General features: G+C 71.3%; 19 protein-coding genes. 14 read left to right on the top strand and 5 right to left on the bottom strand.

All coding sequences use genetic code 11. The features are described from left to right. The first annotated feature begins 24 nt into the window (after positions 1-24). The 3 genes from ilvN to serA all read left to right on the top strand — a co-directional run bounded on the left by ilvN (position 25) and on the right by serA (position 3590). Positions 25-549 carry an acetolactate synthase small subunit gene (gene ilvN, locus ACFXPL_RS30920; RefSeq protein WP_329822124.1) on the top strand — a complete coding sequence of 175 codons (525 nt, stop codon included), beginning with the start codon at positions 25-27 and terminating at the stop codon, positions 547-549. Further along, positions 546-1694 (top strand): ketol-acid reductoisomerase, encoded by a 1149-nt coding sequence (ilvC, locus tag ACFXPL_RS30915; RefSeq protein ID WP_384925837.1) that lies wholly within the window; start codon positions 546-548, stop codon positions 1692-1694. The genes ilvN and ilvC overlap by 4 nt, the downstream gene beginning before the upstream one ends. Before the next feature lie 303 nt (positions 1695-1997). Beyond that, entirely contained in the window at positions 1998-3590 is a 1593-nt protein-coding gene (gene serA, locus ACFXPL_RS30910; protein ID WP_384925810.1) for a phosphoglycerate dehydrogenase, read from the top strand. Positions 3591-3872: 282 nt separating this feature from the next. Here serA and ACFXPL_RS30905 read toward each other — a convergent pair whose 3' ends face one another. After that, entirely contained in the window at positions 3873-5042 is a 1170-nt protein-coding gene (locus ACFXPL_RS30905) for a PucR family transcriptional regulator (RefSeq protein ID WP_384925808.1), read from the bottom strand. A 157-nt stretch (positions 5043-5199) separates the two neighbouring features. Between ACFXPL_RS30905 and ACFXPL_RS30900 the strand changes: the two genes are divergently transcribed. Continuing rightward, a complete protein-coding gene (locus tag ACFXPL_RS30900) occupies positions 5200-6126 on the top strand; it encodes a proline dehydrogenase family protein (protein ID WP_384925806.1) in 927 nt (308 codons plus the stop codon). Positions 6127-6190: 64 nt separating this feature from the next. Beyond that, the gene (gene pruA, locus ACFXPL_RS30895; RefSeq protein ID WP_384925804.1) at positions 6191-7822 is read left to right on the top strand and encodes an L-glutamate gamma-semialdehyde dehydrogenase; all 1632 of its coding nucleotides are present in this window, start codon (positions 6191-6193) and stop codon (positions 7820-7822) included. A 104-nt stretch (positions 7823-7926) separates the two neighbouring features. On the opposite strand, the gene ACFXPL_RS30890 is transcribed toward pruA, so the two are convergent. Continuing rightward, positions 7927-8790, bottom strand: a complete 864-nt coding sequence (locus ACFXPL_RS30890; RefSeq protein ID WP_384925802.1) for a DUF1206 domain-containing protein — start codon at positions 8788-8790, stop codon at positions 7927-7929. A 293-nt stretch (positions 8791-9083) separates the two neighbouring features. On the opposite strand from ACFXPL_RS30890, the gene ACFXPL_RS30885 reads away from it, so the two are divergent. Next, a complete protein-coding gene (locus ACFXPL_RS30885) occupies positions 9084-9215 on the top strand; it encodes a hypothetical protein (protein ID WP_384925800.1) in 132 nt (43 codons plus the stop codon). A 60-nt stretch (positions 9216-9275) separates the two neighbouring features. Here ACFXPL_RS30885 and ACFXPL_RS30880 read toward each other — a convergent pair whose 3' ends face one another. Then, the gene (locus ACFXPL_RS30880; protein WP_384925798.1) at positions 9276-10850 is read right to left on the bottom strand and encodes a purple acid phosphatase family protein; all 1575 of its coding nucleotides are present in this window, start codon (positions 10848-10850) and stop codon (positions 9276-9278) included. 128 nt (positions 10851-10978) lie between these two features. Here ACFXPL_RS30880 and ACFXPL_RS30875 point away from each other — a divergent pair, with 128 nt between their 5' ends. The 4 genes from ACFXPL_RS30875 (at position 10979) to ACFXPL_RS30860 (ending at position 16950) form a co-directional block, all read left to right on the top strand. Then, entirely contained in the window at positions 10979-12025 is a 1047-nt protein-coding gene (locus ACFXPL_RS30875; RefSeq protein ID WP_384925796.1) for a 3-isopropylmalate dehydrogenase, read from the top strand. A gap of 231 nt (positions 12026-12256) precedes the next feature. After that, complete coding sequence (locus ACFXPL_RS30870) at positions 12257-13357, top strand: branched-chain amino acid aminotransferase (RefSeq protein WP_384925794.1); 1101 nt, start codon at positions 12257-12259, stop codon at positions 13355-13357. Positions 13358-13777: 420 nt separating this feature from the next. After that, complete coding sequence (gene cimA, locus ACFXPL_RS30865) at positions 13778-15385, top strand: citramalate synthase (RefSeq protein WP_384925792.1); 1608 nt, start codon at positions 13778-13780, stop codon at positions 15383-15385. 194 nt (positions 15386-15579) lie between these two features. Beyond that, positions 15580-16950: a hypothetical protein gene (locus ACFXPL_RS30860; protein ID WP_384925790.1), complete on the top strand. Its 1371-nt coding sequence runs from the start codon at positions 15580-15582 to the stop codon at positions 16948-16950. Positions 16951-17063: 113 nt separating this feature from the next. On the opposite strand, the gene ACFXPL_RS30855 is transcribed toward ACFXPL_RS30860, so the two are convergent. Beyond that, entirely contained in the window at positions 17064-17681 is a 618-nt protein-coding gene (locus tag ACFXPL_RS30855) for a YceI family protein (RefSeq protein WP_384925788.1), read from the bottom strand. Between the two features lie 229 nt (positions 17682-17910). Here ACFXPL_RS30855 and ACFXPL_RS30850 point away from each other — a divergent pair, with 229 nt between their 5' ends. Continuing rightward, a complete protein-coding gene (locus tag ACFXPL_RS30850; RefSeq protein ID WP_384925786.1) occupies positions 17911-18420 on the top strand; it encodes a hypothetical protein in 510 nt (169 codons plus the stop codon). 102 nt (positions 18421-18522) lie between these two features. On the opposite strand, the gene ACFXPL_RS30845 is transcribed toward ACFXPL_RS30850, so the two are convergent. Continuing rightward, positions 18523-19722 (bottom strand): glycoside hydrolase family 64 protein, encoded by a 1200-nt coding sequence (locus tag ACFXPL_RS30845; protein WP_384925784.1) that lies wholly within the window; start codon positions 19720-19722, stop codon positions 18523-18525. Positions 19723-19991: 269 nt separating this feature from the next. On the opposite strand from ACFXPL_RS30845, the gene ACFXPL_RS30840 reads away from it, so the two are divergent. The 3 genes from ACFXPL_RS30840 to ACFXPL_RS30830 all read left to right on the top strand — a co-directional run bounded on the left by ACFXPL_RS30840 (position 19992) and on the right by ACFXPL_RS30830 (position 24442). After that, complete coding sequence (locus ACFXPL_RS30840) at positions 19992-22403, top strand: polysaccharide lyase 8 family protein (RefSeq protein ID WP_384925782.1); 2412 nt, start codon at positions 19992-19994, stop codon at positions 22401-22403. Positions 22404-22596: 193 nt separating this feature from the next. Beyond that, positions 22597-24180: an acyl-CoA carboxylase subunit beta gene (locus ACFXPL_RS30835; RefSeq protein WP_384925780.1), complete on the top strand. Its 1584-nt coding sequence runs from the start codon at positions 22597-22599 to the stop codon at positions 24178-24180. A 58-nt stretch (positions 24181-24238) separates the two neighbouring features. Then, the gene (locus tag ACFXPL_RS30830) at positions 24239-24442 is read left to right on the top strand and encodes an acyl-CoA carboxylase subunit epsilon (RefSeq protein WP_384925778.1); all 204 of its coding nucleotides are present in this window, start codon (positions 24239-24241) and stop codon (positions 24440-24442) included. The last annotated feature ends 240 nt before the right edge of the window (positions 24443-24682 follow it).

The raw sequence follows: 24682 nt of genomic DNA, 5'->3' as shown, positions 1-24682 counted from the left end.
GAGAACGAGAGAAGAGACCGACACATGACCAGGCACACGCTCTCCGTTCTGGTGGAGAACACCCCCGGCATCCTCGCCAGGATCGCCGCACTGTTCTCCCGCCGCGGTTTCAACATCGACTCGCTCGCCGTCGGTGTCACCGAACACCCCGACATCTCCCGCATCACCATTGTGGTCAATGTCGAGGAACTGCCCCTGGAGCAGGTGACGAAGCAGCTCAACAAGCTGGTGAACGTCCTGAAGATCGTCGAACTCGAGCCCGGCGCTGCGATCCAGCGCGAGCTCGTCCTGGTGAAGGTCCGCGCCGACAACGAGACCCGCTCCCAGATCGTCGAGATCGTCCAGCTGTTCCGCGCCAAGACCGTCGACGTGTCACCCGACGCCGTCACGATCGAGGCCACCGGATCGAGTGACAAGCTCGACGCCATGCTCAAGATGCTGGAGCAGTTCGGTGTCAAGGAGCTGGTGCAGTCAGGGACGATCGCCATAGGGCGTGGCGCGCGGTCCATCACGGACCGCAGCCTGCGGGCCCTGGACCGCAGCGCCTGACGTCTCTCGTCACGAGAGGCGGACAGGACCCCGCCCGGTCCGGTTCGAATGCCGAGACCGGGAGACCGGCTTCGCGCCCACCGCCGTACGGTGGGACGCAAGCTGCGACATTTCACAGAAGTGCACACCAAGGAGAAGACCCAGTGGCCGAGCTGTTCTACGACGACGATGCCGACCTGTCCATCATCCAGAACCGCAAGGTCGCGGTCATCGGTTACGGCAGCCAGGGCCACGCCCACGCGCTGTCGCTCCGTGACTCGGGTGTCGATGTCCGGGTCGGCCTGCACGAGGGCTCCAAGTCCAAGGCCAAGGCCGAGGAGCAGGGTCTGCGCGTCGTGACGCCCTCCGAGGCCGCCGCCGAGGCCGACGTCATCATGATCCTGGTGCCGGACCCGATCCAGGGCCAGGTCTACGAGGAGTCCATCAAGGACAACCTGAAGGACGGCGACGCGCTGTTCTTCGGCCACGGCCTCAACATCCGCTACGGCTTCATCAAGCCGCCGGCCAACGTCGACGTCGCGATGGTCGCCCCCAAGGGCCCGGGCCACCTGGTGCGCCGCCAGTACGAGGAGGGCCGCGGCGTTCCGTGTATCGCCGCCGTCGAGCAGGACTTCTCGGGCGCGGCGTTCGCGCTGGCCCTCTCGTACGCGAAGGGCATCGGCGGCACCCGCGCCGGCGTCATCAAGACGACCTTCACCGAGGAGACCGAGACCGACCTGTTCGGTGAGCAGGCCGTGCTCTGCGGCGGTACCGCCGCGCTGGTCAAGGCGGGCTTCGAGACGCTGACCGAGGCCGGCTACCAGCCGGAGATCGCGTACTTCGAGTGCCTCCACGAGCTGAAGCTGATCGTGGACCTCATGTACGAGGGCGGCCTGGAGAAGATGCGCTGGTCGGTCTCCGAGACCGCCGAGTGGGGCGACTACGTCAGCGGCCCGCGCGTCATCACCGACCAGACCAAGGTCGAGATGAAGAAGATCCTGGCCGAGATCCAGGACGGTACGTTCGCCAAGAACTGGATGGACGAGTACCACGGCGGTCTGAAGAAGTACAACGAGTACAAGAAGGCCGACAGCGACAGCCTGCTGGCGACGACCGGCGCCGAGCTGCGCAAGCTCATGAGCTGGGTCGACGACGAGGACGCGTAACACCGTGGGCGGGCGGCCCCGGCACGGCTCCTGACCCCCGGGCGAACCGGGGGAGAGGGCCGGGCCGGGGCCGCCCGCCCATCGGCGACGCACGGCGCCCTGTCGCCTGTACGCACATACGAGTGATCCTGCCGCACGGGCGGAAACGCCGCCCGGCGGCAGCATTACACTGCTCAACACATACGCGTCAGGCCCACAGCGTCGTGCGTCTTTCACGCGGTTAGGGCGCGCTCCGCCCTAGGACCCCTCCACCGCATGCGGCCGTCGGGACGGCCGTCCGCAATGGGACTTGTGAGGACTCACGTGAGCTCGAAACCTGTCGTACTCATCGCTGAAGAGCTGTCGCCCGCCACCGTCGACGCGCTCGGTCCGGATTTCGAGATCCGGCACTGCAACGGCGCCGACCGCGCGGAGCTGCTTCCGGCCATCGCCGACGTGGACGCGATTCTCGTCCGCTCGGCGACCAAGGTCGACGCCGAGGCCGTGGCCGCGGCCAGGAAGCTGAGGGTCGTCGCCCGCGCCGGGGTCGGCCTCGACAACGTCGACGTCTCCGCCGCCACCAAGGCCGGCGTGATGGTCGTCAACGCGCCGACGTCGAACATCGTCACCGCCGCCGAGCTGGCCTGCGGTCTGCTCGTGGCCACCGCGCGCTACATCCCGCAGGCCAACACCGCGCTCAAGAACGGCGAGTGGAAGCGGTCCAAGTACACGGGCGTCGAGCTGAGCGAGAAGACCCTCGGCGTCGTCGGCCTCGGCCGGATCGGCGTGCTCGTCGCGCAGCGCATGTCCGCCTTCGGTATGAAGATCGTCGCGTACGACCCCTATGTGCAGCCGGCCCGCGCCGCGCAGATGGGCGTCAAGCTGCTGACGCTGGACGAGCTGCTGGAGGTGTCGGACTTCATCACCGTGCACCTGCCCAAGACGCCCGAGACGATCGGTCTCATCGGCGACGAGGCGCTGCACAAGGTCAAGCCGTCGGTCCGGATCGTCAACGCCGCGCGCGGCGGGATCGTCGACGAGGCGGCGCTCGCCTCCGCCCTCAAGGAGGGCCGGGTCGCCGGCGCCGGTCTGGACGTGTACGCGAAGGAGCCCTGCACGGACTCCCCGCTCTTCGAGTTCGACCAGGTCGTCTGCACGCCGCACCTCGGCGCCTCCACCGACGAGGCGCAGGAGAAGGCGGGCGTCGCGGTCGCGCGTTCCGTACGGCTCGCGCTCGCCGGTGAGCTGGTCCCCGACGCGGTCAACGTCCAGGGCGGGGTCATCGCCGAGGACGTGCGCCCGGGCCTGCCGCTCGCCGAGAAGCTCGGCCGGATCTTCACCGCCCTCGCGGGCGAGGTCGCGGCCAGGCTCGACGTCGAGGTGTACGGCGAGATCACTCAGCACGATGTGAAGGTGCTCGAACTCTCCGCGCTCAAGGGCGTGTTCGAGGATGTCGTCGCGGAGACCGTGTCGTACGTGAACGCTCCGCTCTTCGCGCAGGAGCGTGGTGTCGAGGTCCGCCTCACCACCTCCAGCGAGTCCCCGAACCACCGCAACGTGGTGACGGTGCGCGGCACGCTCGCGGGCGGAGAGGAGGTCTCGGTCTCCGGGACGCTGGCCGGGCCGAAGCACCTGCTGAAGATCGTCGCGATCGGCGAGTACGACGTGGATCTGGCACTGGCCGAGCACATGGTCGTCCTGCGGTACGAGGACCGCCCCGGCGTCGTCGGCACGGTCGGCCGGATCCTCGGCGAGGCCGGGCTGAACATCGCGGGCATGCAGGTCTCCCGCGCGGAGGAGGGCGGCGAGGCGCTGGTCGTCCTCACCGTCGACGACACGGTCCCGCCGGCCGTGCTCACGGAGATCGCCTCGGAGATCGGCGCGGTCTCGGCCCGCTCGGTGAACCTCACGGACTGACGCGGAGCGTTCCTGACCGAAGGACCCGGTGGCATCCCACCGGGTCCTTCGGACGTTCCCCGGGGCAGCCCGCCCCGCCCGGCGCCTCCCGGGCCGGTTCCGGCAGCGGCGCGTACGCGCGTGCGGTCCGTACGGTCCGGTCCCCGCCGCGCAGCAGCACGGTGGCGAGGACGGCCGCCGCGACCGTCGGAGCCGCCCCTGGCCCGTCTCCAGCACGGAGGGGGCGGAACCGCACTTCTGGACGGGGCGGCGGTCAGGTCCTGGCCCGGGACGAGCGCACGGTCACAGGCGCGCCGCCTTCAGCGCCATGTGCAGCAGCAGCCGGTCCTCGCCCTCGTCGAGGTCCAGACCCGTGAGCTGTTCGATCCGGGAGAGCCGGTAGTAGAGCGTCTGCCGGTGGATGCCGAGCGCCGAGGCCGTACGGCCCGCCTGGCCCGCGTGGTCGAGGAACACCTCGGCGGTGTGGGCCAGTTCGGCGTGGGCGGGGGAGAGCAGGGCCAGGACCGCCGGGTCGGGCGCCGTGGGCAGCGCCGTCAGGAGCCGGTACGCGCCCATCGACGCCCACCGCGCCACCGGGCCGAGCCGGGGCTGGGCCACCGAGGCGCGGGCCGCCGCGACCGCCTCGCGCCAGGCCTCCGGCAGCTCCGTCAGCCCCCGGCGCGGGGCGCAGACCCCGGCCCCGCCGGCCGCTCCCGCCGCCTCGCGCAGCCGCGCGGCCGCCGCCAGGACGGGCGCCTCCGCGTCCGCCGAGCGCAGCCGTACGAGCAGGGCCAGCGCCCCCTCGCCGTCCGCGCCACGGCGGGCCGCGTCCGCCCCGTACGGCGCGGGGGGCGGCAGGACGCAGAGCGCCGCCGTTCCCGGCACGGCCCGGACCGGCGGCTCCGCGGCGCCCCACGGTGCCACGCAGAGCAGGAGGTGCGGCCCGTCCGCGCTCGGGCCCAGCGCCGCACGCAGCGCCGCCGACGCCATCTCCCGCTGCCAGCCGGGGCCCGCGGCGAGGACGGCCCGCAACTCCCTGGCCAGGTCGGTGCCCGCCTTGGCCTCGTCGGCGAGGAGTTCGCCGATCCGCTCCGTCACCTCCATGGCCGCGGCGAGCGCGGCGGCGCCCGGCCCCGGGTCGGAGTCGTCGAGCAGCCAGACGTAGCCGAGGACCCGCCCCCGGTGGCGTACGGGCAGACAGATCCGGCCACGGAAGACCCCGGCGTCCGGCGCCGCCGGGATGCGGACGGGGCCGGACGCGTGGGTGATGCCGAAGTCCTCGAACCAGGCGCGGACGGCGGGCGTCGAACGGCGGGTCAGGATGGAACGCGTCCTGACCGGGTCCATCGCCGCGTCGTCGTCGCTGTCGTGCACCCCGAAGGCGATCAGCCCGAAATCCCGGTTCTCCAGGGTCGCCGGAACGCCGAGCAGCGTCGAGATCTCGTCGACCAGTTCCTGGTAATCGTCCTTCACCCGGACATTATCCCCCGGCCTTCAGACATCTGTCTGAGATCCGGGCCACGGATGCGTGACAGGTGTCGATGGCAGAGGATCGGAGCGATCCTTAGGTTTCACAGTGGTTCTCCTGCCGTTCCCCTGCCGCACCGTTCGATCCACCGTGGAGGTCCCTGTGCTGGGTCCTGTGATCCTTGCCGCGTCACGCAGCGACGCCCTGCGCCGCACACTTTCGGCCGCCCCGGTCACCAAGCCCGTGGTGAACCGTTTCATCGCCGGCGAATCCGTCGAGGAGACCACCCCGGTCGTCCGCTCCCTCGCCGACCAAGGCCTGGAGATCACGCTCGACGTCCTCGGCGAGGACATCACGGACCCGTCCGCGGCGCTCGCCGCCCGCGACGCCTACCTGCGGCTCATCGACGCCCTGGCACCGCTGGAGCTGGGCCCCCGCGCCGAGATGTCGGTGAAGCTCTCCTCCTTCGGCCAGGCGCTGCCCGGCGGGCACGACCTCGCCCTGAAGAACGTCACCGCCGTCGTCGAGGCGGCGGACGCCGCCGGTACCACCGTCACCCTCGACGCCGAGGACCACACGACCCTCGACTCGACACTCGCCGTCCACGCCGAACTGCGCGAGCGTTTCCCGTCGACCGGCGCCGTCGTCCAGTCGTACCTCTTCCGCACCGAGGAGGACTGCCGCGTCCTGGCCGCGGCCGGCTCGCGCGTACGCCTCGTCAAGGGCGCCTACAAGGAGCCCGCGTCCGTCGCGTACCAGGACAAGGCCGAGGTCGACCGGGCGTACATCCGCTGTCTGCGGATTCTGATGGACGGCTCCGGGTACCCGATGGTCGGCACCCACGACCCGCGCATCGTCGCCATCGCCCAGGACCTCGCCCGGCGTGCCGGGCGCAAGCTCGACGAGTACGAGTTCCAGATGCTGTACGGCATCCGGGAGGCCGAGCAGTTCCGGCTCGCCGCCGAGGGGCACCGGATGCGCGTCTACATCGCGTACGGCACCGACTGGTACGGATATTTCATGCGCCGCCTCGCCGAGCGCCCCGCCAACCTCACGTTCTTCCTGCGTTCGCTGGTCAGCCGCGGCTGACCCCACGCGCCCCACCGACCGCCGAAGAAGAGCAGACTTGCAGACAGAAGGAGATGCGGCCCCCATGGACGCTGTGACCCAGGTTCCCGCGCCGGTCAACGAGCCGGTGCACGGCTACGCCCCCGGCTCGCCCGAGCTGGCCCGGCTGGAGGTCCGGCTCAAGGAGCTGGCCGAGAACCCCGTCGACCTGCCGATGACCATCGGCGGCGAGAAGCGGATGGGCGGCGGCGAGCGCGTCGACGTCGTCCAGCCGCACAACCACGGAGCCGTTCTCGGCACGTTCGCCGGCGCGACCCGCCAGGACGCCCAGGACGCGGTCGACGCCGCCCTGGCCGCCGCCCCGGCCTGGCGCGCGATGGCGTTCGACGACCGCGCCGCGATCATCCTGCGCGCCGCCGAACTGCTCGCAGGACCGTGGCGCGAGAAGCTCGCCGCCGCCACGATGCTCGGCCAGTCCAAGACGGCCCAGCAGGCCGAGATCGACTGTCCCTGCGAGCTGGTCGACTTCTGGCGCTTCAACGTCAAGTACGCCCGTGACCTGCTCGCCGAGCAGCCGCCCGCCAACTCCCCGGGCGTCTGGAACCGGCTCGACCACCGGCCCCTCGAAGGCTTCGTCTACGCGATCACGCCCTTCAACTTCTCGGCGATCGCCGGCAACCTGCCCACCGCGCCCGCCCTCATGGGCAACGTGGTCGTCTGGAAGCCTTCCCCGACGCAGACCCTCGCCGCGGTGCTGCTCATGGAGCTGCTGGAGGAGGCGGGCCTGCCCAAGGGCGTCATCAACCTCGTGACGGGCGACGGCATCGCCGTCTCCGACGTGGCCCTGACCCACCCCGAGCTGGCCGGCATCCACTTCACCGGCTCGACCAGGACCTTCCAGCACCTGTGGAAGACGGTCGGCGCCAACATCGAGACGTACCGCTCCTACCCGCGCATCGTCGGCGAGACCGGCGGCAAGGACTTCGTCGTCGCCCACCCGAGCGCCGACCGCGCCGTTCTCAAGACGGCGCTGACCCGGGGCTCCTTCGAGTACCAGGGCCAGAAGTGCTCCGCGTCGTCGCGCGCCTACGTCCCCGCCTCGATCTGGAACGACGGCTTCCAGGAGGAGTTCGCGGCCGAGGTCGACGGGATCGCCATGGGCGACGTCACCGACCTGACGAACTTCATCGGTGCCGTCATCGACGAGCGCTCCTTCGCCAAGAACAAGGCCGCCATCGACCGCGCCGCCGCCGACCCGAGCTGCACGATCGTCGCGGGCGGCACGTACGACGACTCCGTCGGCTACTTCGTCCGGCCCACCGTCATCGTCTGCACCGACCCCGAGAACGAGGTCTTCACGACCGAGTACTTCGGCCCGATCCTCGCGGTGCACGTCTACGACGACGCCGACTACGACACCGTGCTCGACCAGATGGAGTCCGTCTCGGCGTACGCCCTGACCGGCGCGGTCATCGCGGGTGACCGCGCCGCCGCCGCTCACGCGATGGAGAAGCTGCGCTACGCCGCCGGTAACTTCTACATCAACGACAAGTCGACCGGCGCGGTCGTCGGCCAGCAGCCCTTCGGCGGCGGCCGGGCCTCCGGCACCAACGACAAGGCGGGCGCCCCGCAGAACCTGATGCGCTGGACGCTGACCCGCGCCATCAAGGAGACGCTGGTCCCGCCGACGGACTACCGCTACCCGCACATGGGCTGACGCCCCCGGGGCCACCGCGCCCGTCGGCCCCTCCAGGATCCCGCCCCCGTACCGGTCACCACACACCCCTCCGGTACGGGGGCGGCTCCACGCCGTGCCGTACGTCAGACCGTGCGCCAGCGGGCCATCGCCCAGGAGAAGAGCCCGAACAGCATCAGCCCCACCGCGACCAGCGCCAGCAGCCAGGGCCCCGCCGGGGTCTCGGTGAACGAGCGCAGCGTGTCGTCGAACCCCTTCGCCCGGTCCGGCTCGTACGCGACCGCCGCCAGCACCACGAAGACCCCCGCCGCCGTGAAGAGGACCCCGCGCGCCGAGCCGCCGCCGACGCCCGTCACATCGACGAGCCGCCTGGCCGGCCGCGACATCTCGGCGAGCTTCAGATGCTTGTGGTACTTACGGAGGACCGCGCGGACGCCGATCCACAGCCCCGCCGCCGCGATACCCGCCCCGGCGATCCCCACGATCCACCGGCCGCCCGGCAGCTCCAGCGCCCTGGCCGTGACGTCCCGGGACTCCTGGTCGCTCGAACCGCTTCCGCTGCCCTGGTCACCGACGGCGAACGCCAGCACGGAGTAGGCGGTGAACCCGTAGAAGACCGCGCGTCCCGCCGACAGCAGCCGCTTGCCCGCCTTGTGCCCGTCGGGGCCCGCCGCGCCGAACAGCGCCTCGGAGAGCCGCCACAGCGCCATGCCCGCCAGCCCGGCCCCGAGGGCCCAGAGCAGGACGGCGCCCATCGGCCTCGCCGCGATCTCCGCGAGCGCGCCGCCCCGGTCGGCCTGCTGACCGCCGTCGCCGCCGCTGCCTCCGCCGCTGTCGCCGAACGCGACGCGCAGCGCGAGCACCCCGATGAGCAGGTAGATCGCCCCACGCGCGGCGAACCCCCACCGGGCCGCCACATCCATGGCCTTGCTGTTCGCGGCCTGCTCCGCGGTACCGCGTCCCTTGTCCGTCCACGCCTGTGCGTTCATGAGTCGCCTCCGCCGCATCGGGTTCCCCCGCCGGGAACACGGAAACGACGGCGATGCTGGAGGACCACCGTCTCAGATAGTAGGAAGTCCGAGTAATCATGAGGACAGACCGGCCGCCCTCGCTTAGCTTGGAATGAGCCGAACGTCTCGCTCCATCCAGCGAATGGCGGCCGTTGGCACGCGCCCCCACGCAGGCAACCCCTGCCGCGTATGCCCCCCGCCCCTTCCGGCGCCTCGCAGATGCCTCACGCGGCCCTGCCGCGTGGCTCAGCTATCTCAAGGAGTCGATCACCATGGCCGAGACCACTGTCCGCAGCCGCGTCCGCCGCACCCCCCGCACCAGCGAGTCCGAGCGCAAGAACGCCGCCGCCGCCCTCCAGCGCGCACTCGACCGGAGGGACAACGGCGGCGCGACCGGCCACTGACCACCGGAAACGCGGTCGGCCACCGGCCCGGTCGGCCACTGACCACCGGCCGGTGCCGCGTCAGCGCGTGATCGTGAAGTGGTCCACCCGGTGGCCCGTCTCCGCGAGCGCCGAGACCTTCAGCGCCGGCCGGGCCCCGGGCACCACCTCGACGGCCAGGAACGAGAACCCGGTGTAGCGCACGCGCGACCACTCCACCGTCTCGGTGGCCTTCGCGCCGCCCTTCGCCCAGTGGTACGTGGGAACGGATTCCACATCGGCCACATGGCCCTCGTAACTGTCCGGTACGGGGAAGTCGTACAGCGCCTTGCCCGCGCCGCCCGCGGTCACGTACACGATGCCGTCCCGTACGGAGCTGACGGACTCACCGACCGGGACCGTGCGCCGTACCGCGCCGCCGCGCAGCGCGTCCGTCCGCTCGTACACGTGGTTGTGGCCGTTGATCACCAGGTCCACCCGGTGCTTGTCGAAGAGCGGCACCCACGCGTCGCGCACCCCGCCGTCCGAGGCGTGCGCGTTCGTCGTGGAGAAGGCGCAGTGGTGGAAGAAGACCACGACGAAGTCGATGTCCTTGTCCTTGCGCAGCTCGCCCAGACGCCTGTCCAGCCAGCGCGTCTGGGCGCCGTCCGTGTACCCGGAGTTGGCGCGGATCTCGTTCGACACGTCGTTGGCGTCCAGCGCCACCACCCCCACGTTGCCGTACGTGAACGAGTAGACGCCCGGCGACTTCTCCGCGTCCGGGCCGCTGCCCGGCAGGGTCCAGCGCGCGTTCTGCCCGCCGTAGCCGTGCGGCGAGTACCAGGCCTCCATGTCGTGGTTGCCGGTGGTCACCATCCACGGCACCCGCGAGGCCACCGACTCCGTCTGCGCGAGGAACTGGTCCCACACCCGCGCGTCGTAGGTGTCCGCCGCCTGCCCCTGGCCGCTGCTGTCCGCGTAGCAGATGTCTCCCGCGTGCAGGTGGAAGACCGGGTTCTGGCCCAGGATCACCTGGTCGTTGGCGAGCGCGTCGTACGAGACGCCCTGGTCACCGAAGGCCGTGAAGACGAAGGACCCGGCGCGGGACGGGGCCGTACGGAAGGTCCCGACCGTCCCGAGGTTGCGCCCGTCCGCCGGGTCGAAACCGCTGTGGCCCACGCCGTAGTAGTACGTCGTGCCGGGGCGCAGCCGCTCCAGCGAGGCATGCAGGTAGTACTGGTCCACGGCGGGCAGCTTCGCCGAGAGCGACGGCGTATGCAGCGGCCGTACCTCGGCCCTGATCCGCTGGCTCAGGTCCCAGGGCTTCAGCCCCACCCGCAGATACGGGTCCTTCACCGGCAGCGGCACCTGCCAGGACACCGACATCATGGTCTTCGGGTCCGCGCCGAAGGCCAGATGGCGGCCGAAGGGCGCCACCAGCGCCCCGTCCACCCGGGTGGACGCCGACGACGGCAGGAAGCCGGCGGCGGACGTCGCGGGCTCGGCGGTGGCCGCACTGGCGCCCAGCAGCCCGGCGCCCGCCACCGTGGACGCGGCCACGGTCCCGGCGCGCAGCAGGCCGCGCCGGCCGATGCGGGCCCGCAGGTACTCGTGCTGCTCCGGCATCGTCATACGGGAGGCGAGATGGTCGGGAATCCCGACGCGGGGAGTGTCCATGGACCGACGGTGACACCGGCCGGTGGCGGATACGTGGAGCAAAGGCGTACAAAGGGCGGCCGATTCGCAATGTGTCCACAGAATGGACGCACCGTGTCAGGCACTGGGACGCGGAGTAGGGTGCCGACATGTCTCGCAGCCTCAATCTCGCAGTGATCCCCGGTGACGGCATCGGCCAGGAGGTCGTGGCTCAGGGCCTCAAGGTCCTGGGCGCGGTTCTCCCGCAGGATGTGAAGCTGGAGACCAAGGAGTACGACCTCGGCGCGCGCCGCTGGCACCGTACCGGGGAAACCCTCCCGGACGCGCAGCTGGAGGCCCTGAAGGGGCACGACGCCATCCTCCTCGGCGCGATCGGCGACCCCTCCGTGCCGTCCGGCGTCCTGGAGCGCGGGCTGCTGCTCAAGCTGCGCTTCGCCTTCGACCACTACGTGAACCTGCGCCCGTCGAAGCTCTTCCCCAACACGGACACGCCGCTGGCCGGCCGCCCGGACATCGACTTCGTCGTCGTCCGCGAGGGCACCGAGGGCCCGTACACGGGCAACGGCGGCTCACTGCGCACCGGCACGCCCGCCGAGGTGGCCACCGAGGTGAGCCTCAATACGGCGTACGGCGTCGAGCGGGTCGTCCGTGACGCGTACGAGCGGGCCAACTCCCGTCCCCGCAAGAAGCTGACGCTGGTCCACAAGAACAACGTCCTCGTCTACGCGGGCCACATGTGGAAGAACATCTTCGACCGGGTGGGCCAGGAGTACCCCGAGGTCACCACCGACTACCTGCACGTCGACGCCGCGACGATCTTCTTCGTCACCCAGCCGGACCGCTTCGACGTGATCGTCACCGACAACCTCTTCGGCGACATCCTCACCGACCTCGCCGCTGCCGTGACCGGCGGCATCGGCCTGGCCGCGTCCGCGAACATCAACCCGGACCGTACGTTCCCGTCCATGTTCGAGCCGGTCCACGGTTCGGCCCCGGACATCGCGGGCCAGGGCAAGGCCGACCCCACGGCCACCATCCTCTCCGTCGCCCTGCTGCTGGGGCACCTCGGCTTCGACGCCGAGGCCGCCCGGATCGAGGAGGCCGTCGCGGCCGACCTCGCCGGGCGCGACGGTACGGCGTCCCCGCGCACCACCGACGAGATCGGCGACGCGCTCGCGGTACGCGTAGCGAGCTGACCCGCCGACTTCTCACACAGCCGCCGGGTCCACTGCCCGGCGGCTGCTTCGTGCTGTGCGGCCACCGGGTACCGACATCAGTTCCCGGATCGCACTCACCCCCATTTCCCGCGCCACCCCGCCCGAGCGATAATCGCTGTGGGCCGCGGCATGCGGGAATGCTCGGACGTCCTATCAGCAGTAGCGGCGTGAGCGCGGTCCGTCACACCCAAACGTGAAGGACGAGTATTCATGACCACGCCCACGAACGCGCCCACGATCGAACTGAAGCCCTCCTCGCACCCGCTGTCCGACGCGGAGCGCGACGCGCTGCTGGCCGACCCGGGCTTCGGCCGCCACTTCACCGACCACATGGTGACGATCCGCTGGACCGAGGGCAGGGGCTGGCACGACGCGCAGCTCGTCCCGTACGGGCCGCTCTCGCTCGACCCCGCCAACATGACCCTGCACTACGCGCAGGAGATCTTCGAGGGGCTCAAGGCCTACCGGCTGCCCGACGGCTCGGTCGCCACCTTCCGCCCCGAGGCCAACGCCGCGCGCTTCCAGAGCTCGGCCCGCCGCCTCGCCATGCCGGAGCTGCCCACCGAGACCTTCCTCGCGGCGTGCGACGCGCTGGTCCAGCAGGACAAGGCATGGGTCCCCGCGCACGGCGGCGAGGAATCCCTCTACCTGCGCCCGTTCATGTTCGCGACCGAGGTCGGCCTCGGCGTGCGCCCGGCCAACGAGTACCTGTTCCTGGTCATCGCCTCGCCCGCCGGCGCGTACTTCCCCGGCGGCGTGCAGCCGGTCTCCGTCTGGCTCTCGGAGAACTACGTCCGCGCCGTCCCCGGCGGCATCGGCGACGCCAAGACCGGCGGCAACTACGCGGCCTCCCTGCTCGCCCAGGCCGAGGCGGCCGAGCAGGGGTGCGCCCAGGTGGCCTACCTCGACGCGGTCGAGCACCGCTGGGTCGAGGAACTGGGCGGCATGAACCTGTACTTCGTGTACGGCGACCGCATCGTCACCCCGGAACTCACCGGCTCGCTGCTGGCGGGGATCACCCGGGACTCGCTCCTCACCCTCGCGGGTGACCTCGGCTACACCTCCGAGGCGGGCCGGATCTCCAAGGAGGACTGGCGCCGCGACACCGAGAACGGCACCCTGACGGAGGTCTTCGCCTGCGGTACGGCCGCGGTGATCACCCCGATCGGCACCGTCAAGTCGGCGAGCGGCGAGTGGGCGCAGTCGGGCGGCCGGCCCGGCGAGGTCACCATGAAGCTGCGCAAGGGGCTGCTCGACATCCAGCGGGGCATCACGCCGGACCTCCACGGCTGGATGCACCAGCTCGGCTGACGCACGGACCGCCAGGTCGGTGCACGGCCCGGCTGAAGGCGCTGCCTGGAGGGCGTACCGCCCGATCGACGCACGAGGGGTTCGCGTCCGTGTCCGCACGGGCGCGGACCCCGTCCGTTCCGCCCGGTCCCACAGGCGCTCGTTCGTATCGTGAGACGGGTCCTTCAGGACGCGCGAGACATGCGAAAATCGGCCCGTGCTCTCGTTCGCCATCATTATCGGCAGCAAGCGCGCCGGTCCGCAGTGACCGCCCCGTACCACCCTGTACGGCGCGGCCATCGTGCCCCAGACCCGCGCGCAGACCTCTCGCACCCGCGAGGGGTTTTTTCGTTTTCCGGCCCCACCCCGGCCGGAAGCGAGCGGCACGCGATGATGGGGGCAAGTGGAGCCAGACCTTCCACTCGACAGGAGCAGGACACCATGACCACAGAGTCCACGGTGGCGGACGACAGTTTCCATGTCTTCGACACGACGCTGCGCGACGGTGCGCAGCGCGAGGGCATCAATCTGACCGTCGCCGACAAGCTGGCCATCGCCCGGAACCTGGACGACTTCGGCGTGGGCTTCATCGAGGGCGGCTGGCCCGGCGCCAACCCGCGTGACACCGAGTTCTTCTCCCGCGCCCAGCAGGAGATCGACTTCCGGCACGCGCAGCTCGTAGCCTTCGGCTCCACCCGCCGTCCCGGAGCGAAAGCCTCCGAGGATCCGCAGGTCAGGGCCTTGGTCGAGTCCGGCGCCCCCGTGGTGACCCTCGTCGCCAAGTCGCACGACCGCCATGTCGAGCTGGCCCTGCGCACCACGCTGGACGAGAACGTCGCGATGGTCCGTGACACCGTCTCCTACCTGCGCGAACAGGGCCGCCGCGTCTTCGTCGACTGCGAGCACTTCTTCGACGGCTACCGCGCCAACCCCGAGTACGCCAAGTCCGTCGTACGCGCCGCCGCCGAGTCCGGCGCCGACGTGGTCGTCCTCTGCGACACCAACGGCGGCATGCTGCCCGCGCAGATCCAGGCCGTCGTCGCCACCGTCCTCGCCGACACGGGCGCCCGCCTCGGCATCCACGCCCAGGACGACACCGGCTGCGCCGTCGCCAACACCCTCGCCGCCGTCGACGCCGGCGCCACCCACGTCCAGTGCACGGCCAACGGGTACGGCGAGCGCGTCGGCAACGCCAACCTCTTCCCCGTCGTCGCCGCGCTGGAGCTGAAGTACGACAAGCGCGTCCTGCCCGAGGGCTCCCTCGCCGAGATGACCCGGATCTCGCACGCCATCGCCGAGATCGTCAACCTCGCCCCCTCCACCCACCAGCCGTACGTCGGCGTCTCGGCCTTCGCGCACAAGGGCGGCCTCCACGCCTCCGCGATCAAGGTCGACCCCGACCTCTACCAGCACATCGCCCCCGAGCAGGTCGGCAACACCATGCGGATGCTCGTCTCCGACATGGCGGGCCGCGCCTCCGTCGAGCTGAAGGGCAAGGAGCTGGGCATCGACCTCGGCGGCGACCGGGACCTGGTCGGCCGGGTCGTCGGCCGGGTCAAGGAGCAGGAGCTGAAGGGGTACACGTACGAGGCGGCCGACGCCTCCTTCGAGCTGATGCTCCGCGCGGAGGTCGAGGGCCGGCCGCGCCAGTACTTCCGTACGGAGTCCTGGCGCGCGATCGTCGAGGACCGCCCCGACGGTACGCACGCCAACGAGGCGACGGTGAAGCTGTGGGCCAAGGGCGAGCGCATCGTCGCCACCGCGGAGGGCAACGGCCCCGTCAACGCGCTGGACCGGGCCATGCGGTCGGGGCTTGAGCGGATCTACCCGCAGCTCGCGAAGTTGGAGTTGGTCGACTACAAGGTCCGCATCCTGGAGGGCCGCCACGGTACGGAGTCCACCACCCGCGTACTGATCACCACGGGCGACGGCGTCGGCGAGTGGTCGACGGTGGGGGTCGGCGAGAACGTGATCGCCGCGTCCTGGCAGGCGCTGGAGGACGCGTACACCTACGGACTGCTCCGCGCCGGGATCGAGCCGGCGGAGTAGACCGGGTCGGTGGCGTGGACGGGGCGGGTGGAGGAGACCCGGGTCGGTGGCGTGGACCGGGCGGGCGGAGGAGGGGGAGGGCCTGGCAGGCGGGCGCGGAGTGCCGGGCGCCGGCGCCCCGGTGGCCCGGTGGCCTTCTCCTCCAGCCGCTCCCCGCCCGTCCGTTATGGCCCCGCTTCGGGTAGCGTCGACGTATGAGGTCGAGGCTGATTTTCTTCCTGTCCGGGCTGCTTCTCGCCCTGTCGGCCGCCGCCTTCGGGGCGGCGCCCGCCGCGCAGGCCGCCACCACGGGCCCCGGGGCCGTGGCCGAGGCCCTGAAGAAGGGCCCGGTCTATGTGGATCCGGGGGCCAGGGACCAGCTCTCGGCCGCGCAGGCCGACGCCCTGGCGAAGAAGATCAAGGACGCCGACAAGCCGCTCTTCGTGGCGGTCCTGCCGGACACCGCGCAGTTCCCGGCGGCGAGCGTCCTGCGCACCGTACGGACCGACACCGGCGTGACCGGGCTGTACGCCATCCGCCTCGGCGACCGGTTCAACGCGGGCGCCGACCCCTCCGTCCTCTCCCGGCAGGCCGTCTCGAACCTGGTCGCCGGGGTCAAGGCGGGCGGCGCCCCCGCCGACGCCGCGACCCAGCTCTCCGACTTCGTCGACCAGGCGCTCCCGCAGACCCGCGGCCAGGCGCCGGCCTCCTGGGGAGGCGGCTCGGGGGACGCCGCCGGCAGCTCGTCCGCCGGACTGATCGTGCTCGGCTCGGTGGTCGTGCTGGGTGGCGCGGGCGCCTACGCCGTGGTGCGCAGGAACCGCCGGAAACAACTGGAGCGTGAGCAGGCGGCCCTGGACCAGCTGCGGGTCGTCGTGGACGAGGACATCACCGCGTTCGGCGAGGAGCTGGACCGGCTCGACTTCCACCCCGGCGAAGCGGGCGCCGACGACGCGATGCGCGGCGACTACGCGCACTCCCTGGACGCGTACGAACAGGCGAAGTCGCTGATGGGTTCGGCCCGGCGCCCCGACGACGTACGCGGAGTGACCCAGGCGCTGGAGGACGGCCGCTTCTCGCTGGCGACCCTGGCCGCGCGCCGGACGGGCGCCCCGCTGCCCGAGCGCCGTCTGCCGTGCTTCTTCGACCCGCGCCACGGCCCCTCGACCAAGGACGCCCAGTGGTCCCCGCCCGCCGGGGCGCGGCGTACGGTGCCGGTCTGCGCGGCGGACGCGGCGCGGCTGGCGGACGGCGACGAGCCGATGACCCGTACCGTCCGGACCGACCAGGGGCCACGCCCGTACTGGGACGCCGGCCCGGCGTACGGACCGTGGGCCGGCGGCTACTTCGGCGGCGGGCTGCTGCCCGGCCTGCTGGTGGGCACGATGCTCGGCTCGATGATGGCGAGCCCCGCCTACGCCGCGGACCTCGGCGGCGGGTACGGCTCCGGCTTCGAGGGCGGCGACCAGTCGGGCGCCGACTTCAACCCGGACGACTTCGGGGGCGGCGGCTTCGGCGGGGGAGGGGACTTCGGTGGAGGCGGCGACTTCGGGGGCGGGGGCGACTTCGGCGGGGGCGGTTTCTGAGGACCCCGTGGCCGTACCCCCGCGGCCGTATCCTCATCGCCGTACCGCTGTAACCCCTACCGTGCCGCCGCCGTACCCGCGTATCCCCGTCACCGCGCCGGTGGTCCCTGGCCTCAGGCGGCCTCGGGGCCCTGCTTGATCGCGGAGATGTCGAAGCCCAGCTTCACCTTGTCGCTGACCATCACACCGCCGGTCTCCAGCGCCGCGTTCCACGTCAGGCCCCAGTCGGAGCGCAGGATCGTCGCGCTGCCCTCGAAACCGACGCGCTCGTTGCCGTAGACGTCCGTGGCGGAGCCGTGGAACTCCAGGTCGATGGCGAGCGGCCGGGTGACGTCCTTGATCGTCAGGTCGCCGGTGACGCGGTACGTGTCCGCGTCGATCCGCTCGGCGGCGGTGGAGCGGAAGGTCATCGCCGGGAACGTCCCGGCGTCGAAGAAGTCGGCGCTGCGGAGGTGGCCGTCGCGGTCGGGCGCGCCGGTGTCGATGCTGGCGATCGAGACGTCGATGGACGCCGTGGAGTTCGCCGGGTTCGAGCCGTCCAGGTGGAGCGTGCCCTCGTGCTCCGTGAAGGTGCCGCGCACGTTGGTCACCATGGCGTGGCGCACGGTGAAGCTGATCGTGCTGTGCGAGGGGTCGATGGTGTACGCGCCGGTGAGCGCGGCCAGGGCCGGGTCCGCGTCGACGGTGGCGGTCGGGGCGCTGCTGTCGTTCTTGCGGCCGAAGAGAGCCATGGTGTTCCTCCAGGTACGGGACTGTCGCGGTGTTGTTTAAGCTTCAACGATTGCCACCTTAGACCTATCTCGTTCAAGGTTCAACAACATCTCGATATTCACACGAACGGGCGATGCGAATCCTCTGGCGGACGCGCGTAGACATCGGGCAGGATCAGCCCCGCACCGCCTGCTCCACCGCACCGCCTACCCCACGACGCCACGGTCTTCAGCAGGAGGCAATCCCCCCATGAGAATCCGCTCCGTCCTCAGCGCCCTCGCCCTGGTCCTGGGCGCCCTCTTCGCCCCCGGCTTCGGGGTGTTCAGCTCCGCCACCGACGCCCAGGCGGCCACGAAGATCACGCACGCCACCGCGAGCTCGATGTTCAACTCGTCCGGCATCGCCTGGGTCTCCACCGGCGGCTGCTCCGACCGGAACAACGGAAGCTGCACCTCGTTCGACCAGCTCAACCTCGACACCGCCAAGGGGGCGCAGACGCTGAGGAGCGCCACGGGCTGCGCCCTCACCATCACCGGAGGCACGGAGACCGGGCACGCGAGCGGCACGTACTCGCACTGGAACGGCTACAAGCTCGACTTCCGCCCGACCACCTGTCTCACCAACTACATCAAGAACACCTTCACGTACATCGGGGTGCGCGGCGACGGCGCCCCGCAGTGGAAGTCCGGCTCCGGCAACGTCTACGCGGACGAGAGCAACCACTGGGACGTCACGTACTACAACTGCGGCGGCTGCTGACCTCCGCACGGCGCGGCGCACCTCCGCACCGCGCGGCGCCCCGCTCTCCCCGTCCGTCACCGGGGAGAGGCGGGGCACCGTCACATCGTGCGGCGGCCGTGGTCAGGAGCCGACCGACACCGTCCAGCGGCGCGGGTTGCCGTCGTGCGCCGCGCCCGAGACGTCCGGCTGGCCGTCCGCCTGGACGTCGTCGTACGGGAACGCGTACCCGACCGGGTTGTTGTCGTGCACGATCCGGGCGAAGTGGTTGGTCACCGGGTCCTGGTAGTAGTCCGCCGCCGTGAGGCCGTTCGGCGTCTGTGTGTGGGTGAGCAGCGTCGAGCGGTTGAACGCCGCCGCGAGCCGGGCGAGCAGCCCCTTCTTGTCGTCCGAGTCGGCGGGGTTGTTGGCGAACGGGCCGCTGTTGCAGGTGAAGATGTCCATCGAGTTCGGCTTGGCGAAGGTGTGGCCGCCGTTGAAGGTGAGCGTGTCGCCGCTGACCCGGCCGGTGAAGACGCCCCGGCCACCCTGGAGGTCGATGGTCAGATCGGTGGTGCGGTACTTCTCCCAGACCTGGTCGGCGTAGCCCTCGAAGACGCCGCCGAACCCCGTCTGGCCGGGCAGGTTCTGCGGCGAGATGACCCGTAGCACCTTCCCGTCCGTGTTGCGCAGGACCAGCTTGTCCCACGGGTGGCCGTCCTTCGCCGCCTGGGCGGTGAGCCCGTCCGCGATCCGCTCCAGCGCGCCCTCGGGCAGCGGGGCGACCGTGTGGGTGTCATCGCCCTCCAGCGAGATGCCGATGGGCAGGGCCGTCACCAGGTCGACATAGCTGATGTTGGAGAAGAGCTGGTCCTGGTTGAACGTGAACTCGCAGAACGACCAGGTGCGGCCGTAGTTGGGGTCGGCCTCGGTCGCGAACGCCGGCTCGACCAGGGCCGGGCCCGGGTTGAGGAAGAAGTCCAGCTTGTCGTCGCGTACGAAGTAGACGCGGGCGCCGAACATCTGGGGCAGCCGCAGGACGACGGGCGCGCCGCCCGCGGGGTTCAGCGGGATCGCGCAGTCGACCGGCAGCGGGGTCTGCGGGGCACCGACGGAGTCGGGCCGGTAGATGCTGCCGTCGGCGCGCAGCAGGACCCAGCCACCCTGGTCGTGGCCGGTGACATAGGCGTTGACGGCCCCGGGCAGCGACTTGTTCTGGAGGGCGAGCTCGCAGGTCTCCGGGGCTGCCGAGGCGGTCGGGCTGAGAGCGCTTCCCCAGACGGGGTAGGTGAGCGCCGTCGCCGCGGCGGCCGTGCCGGTGAGGAACAGTCGGCGGGATATCACGGAAGTACTCCTGATATGTGGGGGGCACGAGGGCGCGGCGGGTGGGAGGAGGCGCCCAGCGTGGCCCCCCAGCCTCGCGTCGGGTGGGGAACGAGTCAAGAGTTGAGGCTGAGAGCGCTCTCACAATCGAGCGACGGCTGATCGGGCGTCACACACCGTGATCGGGGCGGAAGTTGACGGAACGGCCGCGCTCACCGTTGAAAGCCGCAGCGTGCGGTGCTAGACCAACGGACAGCCGGTCCATACCACTTCCGTTCCGGAGGTCTCCCGTGTCGCTGCCGTCCGCCTGGACCCGCCGTACCGTGCTCACCGCCCTGGCCGCCACCGGCGCGGGCTCCTTCCCGTACGGGTCCGCCCAGGCCGCCGAGGCCGAGCGCACCGCCGTACAGGCCACCGGGACCGAGCCCGCCGACCCGTTCGACGAACTGCGGCTGCGCTGGGTGGAGCTGTCGCTCGGCAGCGGCTACGACCCGGCCGCCGAGCCGTACGCCTCCCGCCTCGCCGAGACCGGCGAACTGGCCGCCCGTTTCCGCCGGACGATGGCCCCGGCCGCCGCCTCCCTCTGGCCCGACCACCCTTACGACCCGCCCGCCGGCATCACCCAGAGCTACGGCAGGCTCTGGACCATGACCCGCGCGTACGCCCAGCCGGGCACCGGGCTCACCGGGGACGCCGGCCTCCTCGCCGCCGTACTCCAGGGGCTCGACCACCTCGCCGCGACCGTCTACCACCCCGCCACCACCCCGTACGGCAACTGGTGGGAGTGGCAGATCGGCAGCCCCCGGCTCCTCATGGACATCACCGCCGTCCTGTACGACCGGCTCACCGCCGCGCGGCGTGCCGCCGGGACCGCCGCCGTCGACCACTTCATCCCCGACACCCTGCTCACCGACTACACGGGCACCAGCACCGGCGCCAACCGCGTCGACCTCTGCCGCTCCGTCGCCCTGCGCGGCGTCCTCGGCCGGGCACCCGACCGGATCGCGCTCGCCCGCGACGCGCTCTCGCCCGTCTTCCCGTACGTCACGAAGGGGGACGGACTCTACGCCGACGGATCGTTCGTCCAGCACACCTGGGTCGCCTACTCCGGGACGTACGGACAGGTCATGCTGGACGGCCTGGGCCGGCTCCTCACCCTCCTCGCCGGTTCGTCGTGGGCCGTCACCGACCCGGCCCGGCAGACCGTCCTCGACAGCGTGGAGCGCGCGTACGCCCCGCTGATCTACAACGGACTGATGATGGACAGCGTCAACGGGCGCGCCGTCAGCCGCGGTCTTCTGCGGAGCGACGAGCGGCAGGTACCGCGGAGCGACCACTTCCACGGCCAGGGGGTGATCGCCGCGATCGCGTTGCTCACGGGCGCGGCCGGCGCCGCCGAGCGCGAGCGGTGGACGGCGCTGCTCAAGGGGTGGATCGAACGGGACACGGTCTCGCCCGTCCTCACCGCCCGCCAGTTCGACGTCGCCGATCTCGCCCGGCTGCGCGCCGTCGCCGCGTCGAGCGCGCCCGCCGCCCCCGAGCCGACCGGCCACACCCTCTTCGCCGCCATGGACCGGGCCGTGCACCGCCGCCCCGGGTGGGCCGCCAACATCGCCATGGCCTCCGACCGGATCGCGCACTACGAGTGCGGCAACGGCGAGAACCCGCGCGGCTGGCACACCGGCGCGGGGATGCTCCTGTGGTGGTGCGCGGACCGGGGCAACGACCAGTACACGAACTGGTTCTGGCCCACCGTCGACCCGTACCGGCTGCCCGGTACGACGGTCTCCACCCGGCGCCTGCCGGACCGCGCGGGCGGCGAGTGGGGCGAGCCGAAACCGGACGTACGGTGGGTCGGCGGCGCGACCGACGGGACGTACGCCGCCGTCGGACAGCACCTCAAAGGGCTCGGCTCCACGCTCGAAGCCCGCAAGTCCTGGTTCTGCCTCGGGGACACCGTCGTCTGCCTCGGAGCCGGGATCAGCGCCACGGACGGGGTGCCCGTCGAGACGATCGTCGACAACCGCAACCTGGGCGAGCGGCCCGAGGCCGCTTTCACGCTAGGGCCTCTCCCGCGTCCAGGCCCCGGCGGACCCCTGACCCGCTGGGCGCATCTCGCCGGGCACGGTGGCTGGGTCTTCCCCGGGGGCGCGCGGGTACGGACGCTCGCCGAGGCGCGCACCGGCGCGTGGAGCGACATCAACACCACCAGCTCACCCGAACGCCGTACCCGCCACTACCGCAGTCTCTGGCTCGACCACGGCACCGACCCGGTCGCCGCCTCGTACACGTATCTGCTGATGCCCGGTGCGTCCCGGCGCGCCGTCGCCGCCCGCGCCGCCGACCGGCACGGTCCGGTGGTCCTGGCCAACACGGCCGCCCGGCAGGCAGTGGCCGACCGCTCTCTGGGGTGCGTCGCCGCGAACTTCTGGCGCCCGGGGACGGCGGGGCCGCTCACCGTGACCGCCCCCGCGAGCGTCCTCGCCGTGGAACGGGGCCGTACCGCCACCCTGCACATCAGCGAGCCTCCCCGGACGGGGGAACCCCTGGAGGTCGTCTGGGACCGGCCGGGCCGCCCGGTACGGCGCGTCACCGCCCACGACCCGTCCGTCGAGGTCCTCGCCGCGGGCCGTACGGTACGGCTGAGGATCACCCCGGGAACGGCCGGCGCCACCCACGGCTGCACCATGGAGCTGCGCTGAGGACTGCTCGGCGGGAACCACGCGGCCCGGTAGTACGGAAGTACTAGGCGGATCCCTACAACGGCCGGGGGTACCGTGCTGTGCGGTGACTCCGTAACGGGCCGGGTTCTGTCCATGCCCACCAGGAATACCGCCGGGAGACTGTGCGGAGTCGACGGCGCGCATTCCTTGGTGGTGTTCGTAGGGTTGGGACATGACCGTAGTGGACGAGACGCCGAGCGAGCCCATCGACGCCCGGGGCCGTGTGGCGGAACTGCACGCGCTGCGCGAGACGGCCCGCCGAGGGCCCAGCGACCGCGCGACCGAGGCCCAGCGCGCCAAGGGCAAGCTGACCGCGCGCGAGCGCATCGAGCTGCTGCTCGACGAAGGATCGTTCAAGGAGGTCGAGCAGCTCCGCCGGCACCGGGCGACCGGCTTCGGCCTGGAGGCGAAGAAGCCGTACACCGACGGTGTGATCACCGGATGGGGCACGGTGGAGGGCCGTACGGTCTTCGTCTACGCCCACGACTTCCGGATCTTCGGTGGCGCCCTCGGTGAGGCGCACGCCACAAAGATCCACAAGATCATGGACATGGCCATCTCGGCCGGTGCCCCGCTGGTCTCGCTCAACGACGGCGCCGGCGCCCGTATCCAGGAGGGCGTCTCCGCGCTCGCCGGATACGGCGGCATCTTCCAGCGCAACACCCGCGCCTCCGGTGTCATCCCGCAGATCAGCGTGATGCTCGGCCCGTGCGCGGGCGGCGCCGCCTACAGCCCCGCCCTCACCGACTTCGTGTTCATGGTCCGCGAGACCTCGCAGATGTTCATCACGGGCCCCGACGTGGTCAAGGCCGTGACCGGCGAGGAGATCACCCAGAACGGTCTGGGCGGCGCGGACGTGCACGCCGAGACCTCGGGCGTCGCGCACTTCGCGTACGACGACGAGGAGACCTGCATCGCCGAGGTCCGCTACCTCCTGTCGATGCTCCCGCAGAACAACCGTGAGAACCCGCCCACGGTCGTCTCCGAGGATCCGGCCGACCGCCGTTCCGACGTCCTGCTCGACCTCGTGCCCGCCGACGGCAACCGGCCGTACGACATGCACAAGGTCATCGAGGAGCTGGTCGACGACGGCGACTTCCTGGAGATCCACGAGCGGTGGGCCCGTAACATCATCTGCGCGCTGGCCCGGGTCGACGGCCAGGTCGTCGGCATCGTCGCCAACCAGCCGCAGTCCCTGGCCGGAGTGCTGGACATCGAGGCATCGGAGAAAGCCGCACGCTTTGTCCAGATGTGCGATGCTTTCAACATTCCGATCGTTACGTTGCTGGACGTGCCCGGGTTCCTGCCGGGCGTCGACCAGGAGCACGGCGGAATCATCCGGCACGGCGCCAAACTGCTCTACGCCTACTGCAACGCGACCGTGCCGCGGATCTCCCTGATCCTGCGCAAGGCGTACGGAGGCGCGTACATCGTCATGGACTCCCAGTCCATCGGGGCCGACCTGACCTACGCCTGGCCCACCAACGAGATCGCGGTGATGGGTGCCGAGGGTGCCGCCAACGTGATCTTCCGCAAGCAGATCGCCGAGGCCGAGGACTCCGAGGCCATGCGTGCCCGCATGGTCAAGGAGTACAAGGCCGAGCTGATGCATCCCTACTACGCCGCCGAGCGCGGCCTCGTCGATGACGTCATCGACCCGGCGGAGACCCGCGAGGTCCTCGCCGGCGCGCTCGCCATGCTCCGTACCAAGCACGCGGACCTGCCGTCCCGCAAGCACGGCAACCCCCCGCAGTGACGCGACGCCCCGCCCGCCCCGCCGTCCCTGCCGAGACAGACAACGGAGACACGACTTCATGAGCGATGCCACGAACGAGTCCCTGCTGCGCGTAGAGAAGGGCCACGCCGCCCCCGAGGAGCTGGCCGCCATCACCGCCATCCTGATGGCCCGCGCGGCGGCCAGGCCCGAGGTCCCCGCGCACCGAGGCCGCTCCACCGCCGGCTGGCGCCGTCTGGAGCGCACCCCCGGCTTCCGCGCCCCGCACAGCTGGCAGGGCTGACCCCGCCGCCGTACCGCGCACACGACGAAGTCCCCGCACTCGGTGAGAGTGCGGGGACTTCGTCGTGTACGGAACTGGACCCGGCACGGACCCGGTGCCCGGCGCCGCGTGGCGCCGGGCGTCCGGTACTGGGGCGCGTTTCGAAAGTAGCGCCGTCCGCCCGTAGGGCGGGGCCTGCGGCGTCCGGTGCACTGCACTCGCTCCGTCTCGGCGCACTGAATTGCCCTTGGGATGCCGAGC

Origin of the sequence: Streptomyces sp. NPDC059092 (assembly GCF_042756365.1) — a bacterium.
Lineage (GTDB): Bacteria > Actinomycetota > Actinomycetes > Streptomycetales > Streptomycetaceae > Streptomyces.
This window is presented reverse-complemented; position numbering and strand designations above follow the sequence as displayed.

What these genes read in the sequence shown, in the direction of transcription:
- ilvN (WP_329822124.1), top strand. Translation starts at nt 25, where the DNA reads ATGACCAGGCACACGCTCTCCGTTCTGGTGGAGAACACCCCCGGCATC.
- pruA (WP_384925804.1), top strand. Translation starts at nt 6,191, where the DNA reads ATGGACGCTGTGACCCAGGTTCCCGCGCCGGTCAACGAGCCGGTGCAC.
- ACFXPL_RS30890 (WP_384925802.1), bottom strand. Translation starts at nt 8,790, where the DNA reads ATGAACGCACAGGCGTGGACGGACAAGGGACGCGGTACCGCGGAGCAG.
- ACFXPL_RS30885 (WP_384925800.1), top strand. Translation starts at nt 9,084, where the DNA reads ATGGCCGAGACCACTGTCCGCAGCCGCGTCCGCCGCACCCCCCGCACC.
- ACFXPL_RS30880 (WP_384925798.1), bottom strand. Translation starts at nt 10,850, where the DNA reads ATGGACACTCCCCGCGTCGGGATTCCCGACCATCTCGCCTCCCGTATG.
- ACFXPL_RS30875 (WP_384925796.1), top strand. Translation starts at nt 10,979, where the DNA reads ATGTCTCGCAGCCTCAATCTCGCAGTGATCCCCGGTGACGGCATCGGC.
- ACFXPL_RS30870 (WP_384925794.1), top strand. Translation starts at nt 12,257, where the DNA reads ATGACCACGCCCACGAACGCGCCCACGATCGAACTGAAGCCCTCCTCG.
- cimA (WP_384925792.1), top strand. Translation starts at nt 13,778, where the DNA reads ATGACCACAGAGTCCACGGTGGCGGACGACAGTTTCCATGTCTTCGAC.
- ACFXPL_RS30860 (WP_384925790.1), top strand. Translation starts at nt 15,580, where the DNA reads ATGAGGTCGAGGCTGATTTTCTTCCTGTCCGGGCTGCTTCTCGCCCTG.
- ACFXPL_RS30855 (WP_384925788.1), bottom strand. Translation starts at nt 17,681, where the DNA reads ATGGCTCTCTTCGGCCGCAAGAACGACAGCAGCGCCCCGACCGCCACC.
- ACFXPL_RS30850 (WP_384925786.1), top strand. Translation starts at nt 17,911, where the DNA reads ATGAGAATCCGCTCCGTCCTCAGCGCCCTCGCCCTGGTCCTGGGCGCC.
- ACFXPL_RS30835 (WP_384925780.1), top strand. Translation starts at nt 22,597, where the DNA reads ATGACCGTAGTGGACGAGACGCCGAGCGAGCCCATCGACGCCCGGGGC.
- ACFXPL_RS30830 (WP_384925778.1), top strand. Translation starts at nt 24,239, where the DNA reads ATGAGCGATGCCACGAACGAGTCCCTGCTGCGCGTAGAGAAGGGCCAC.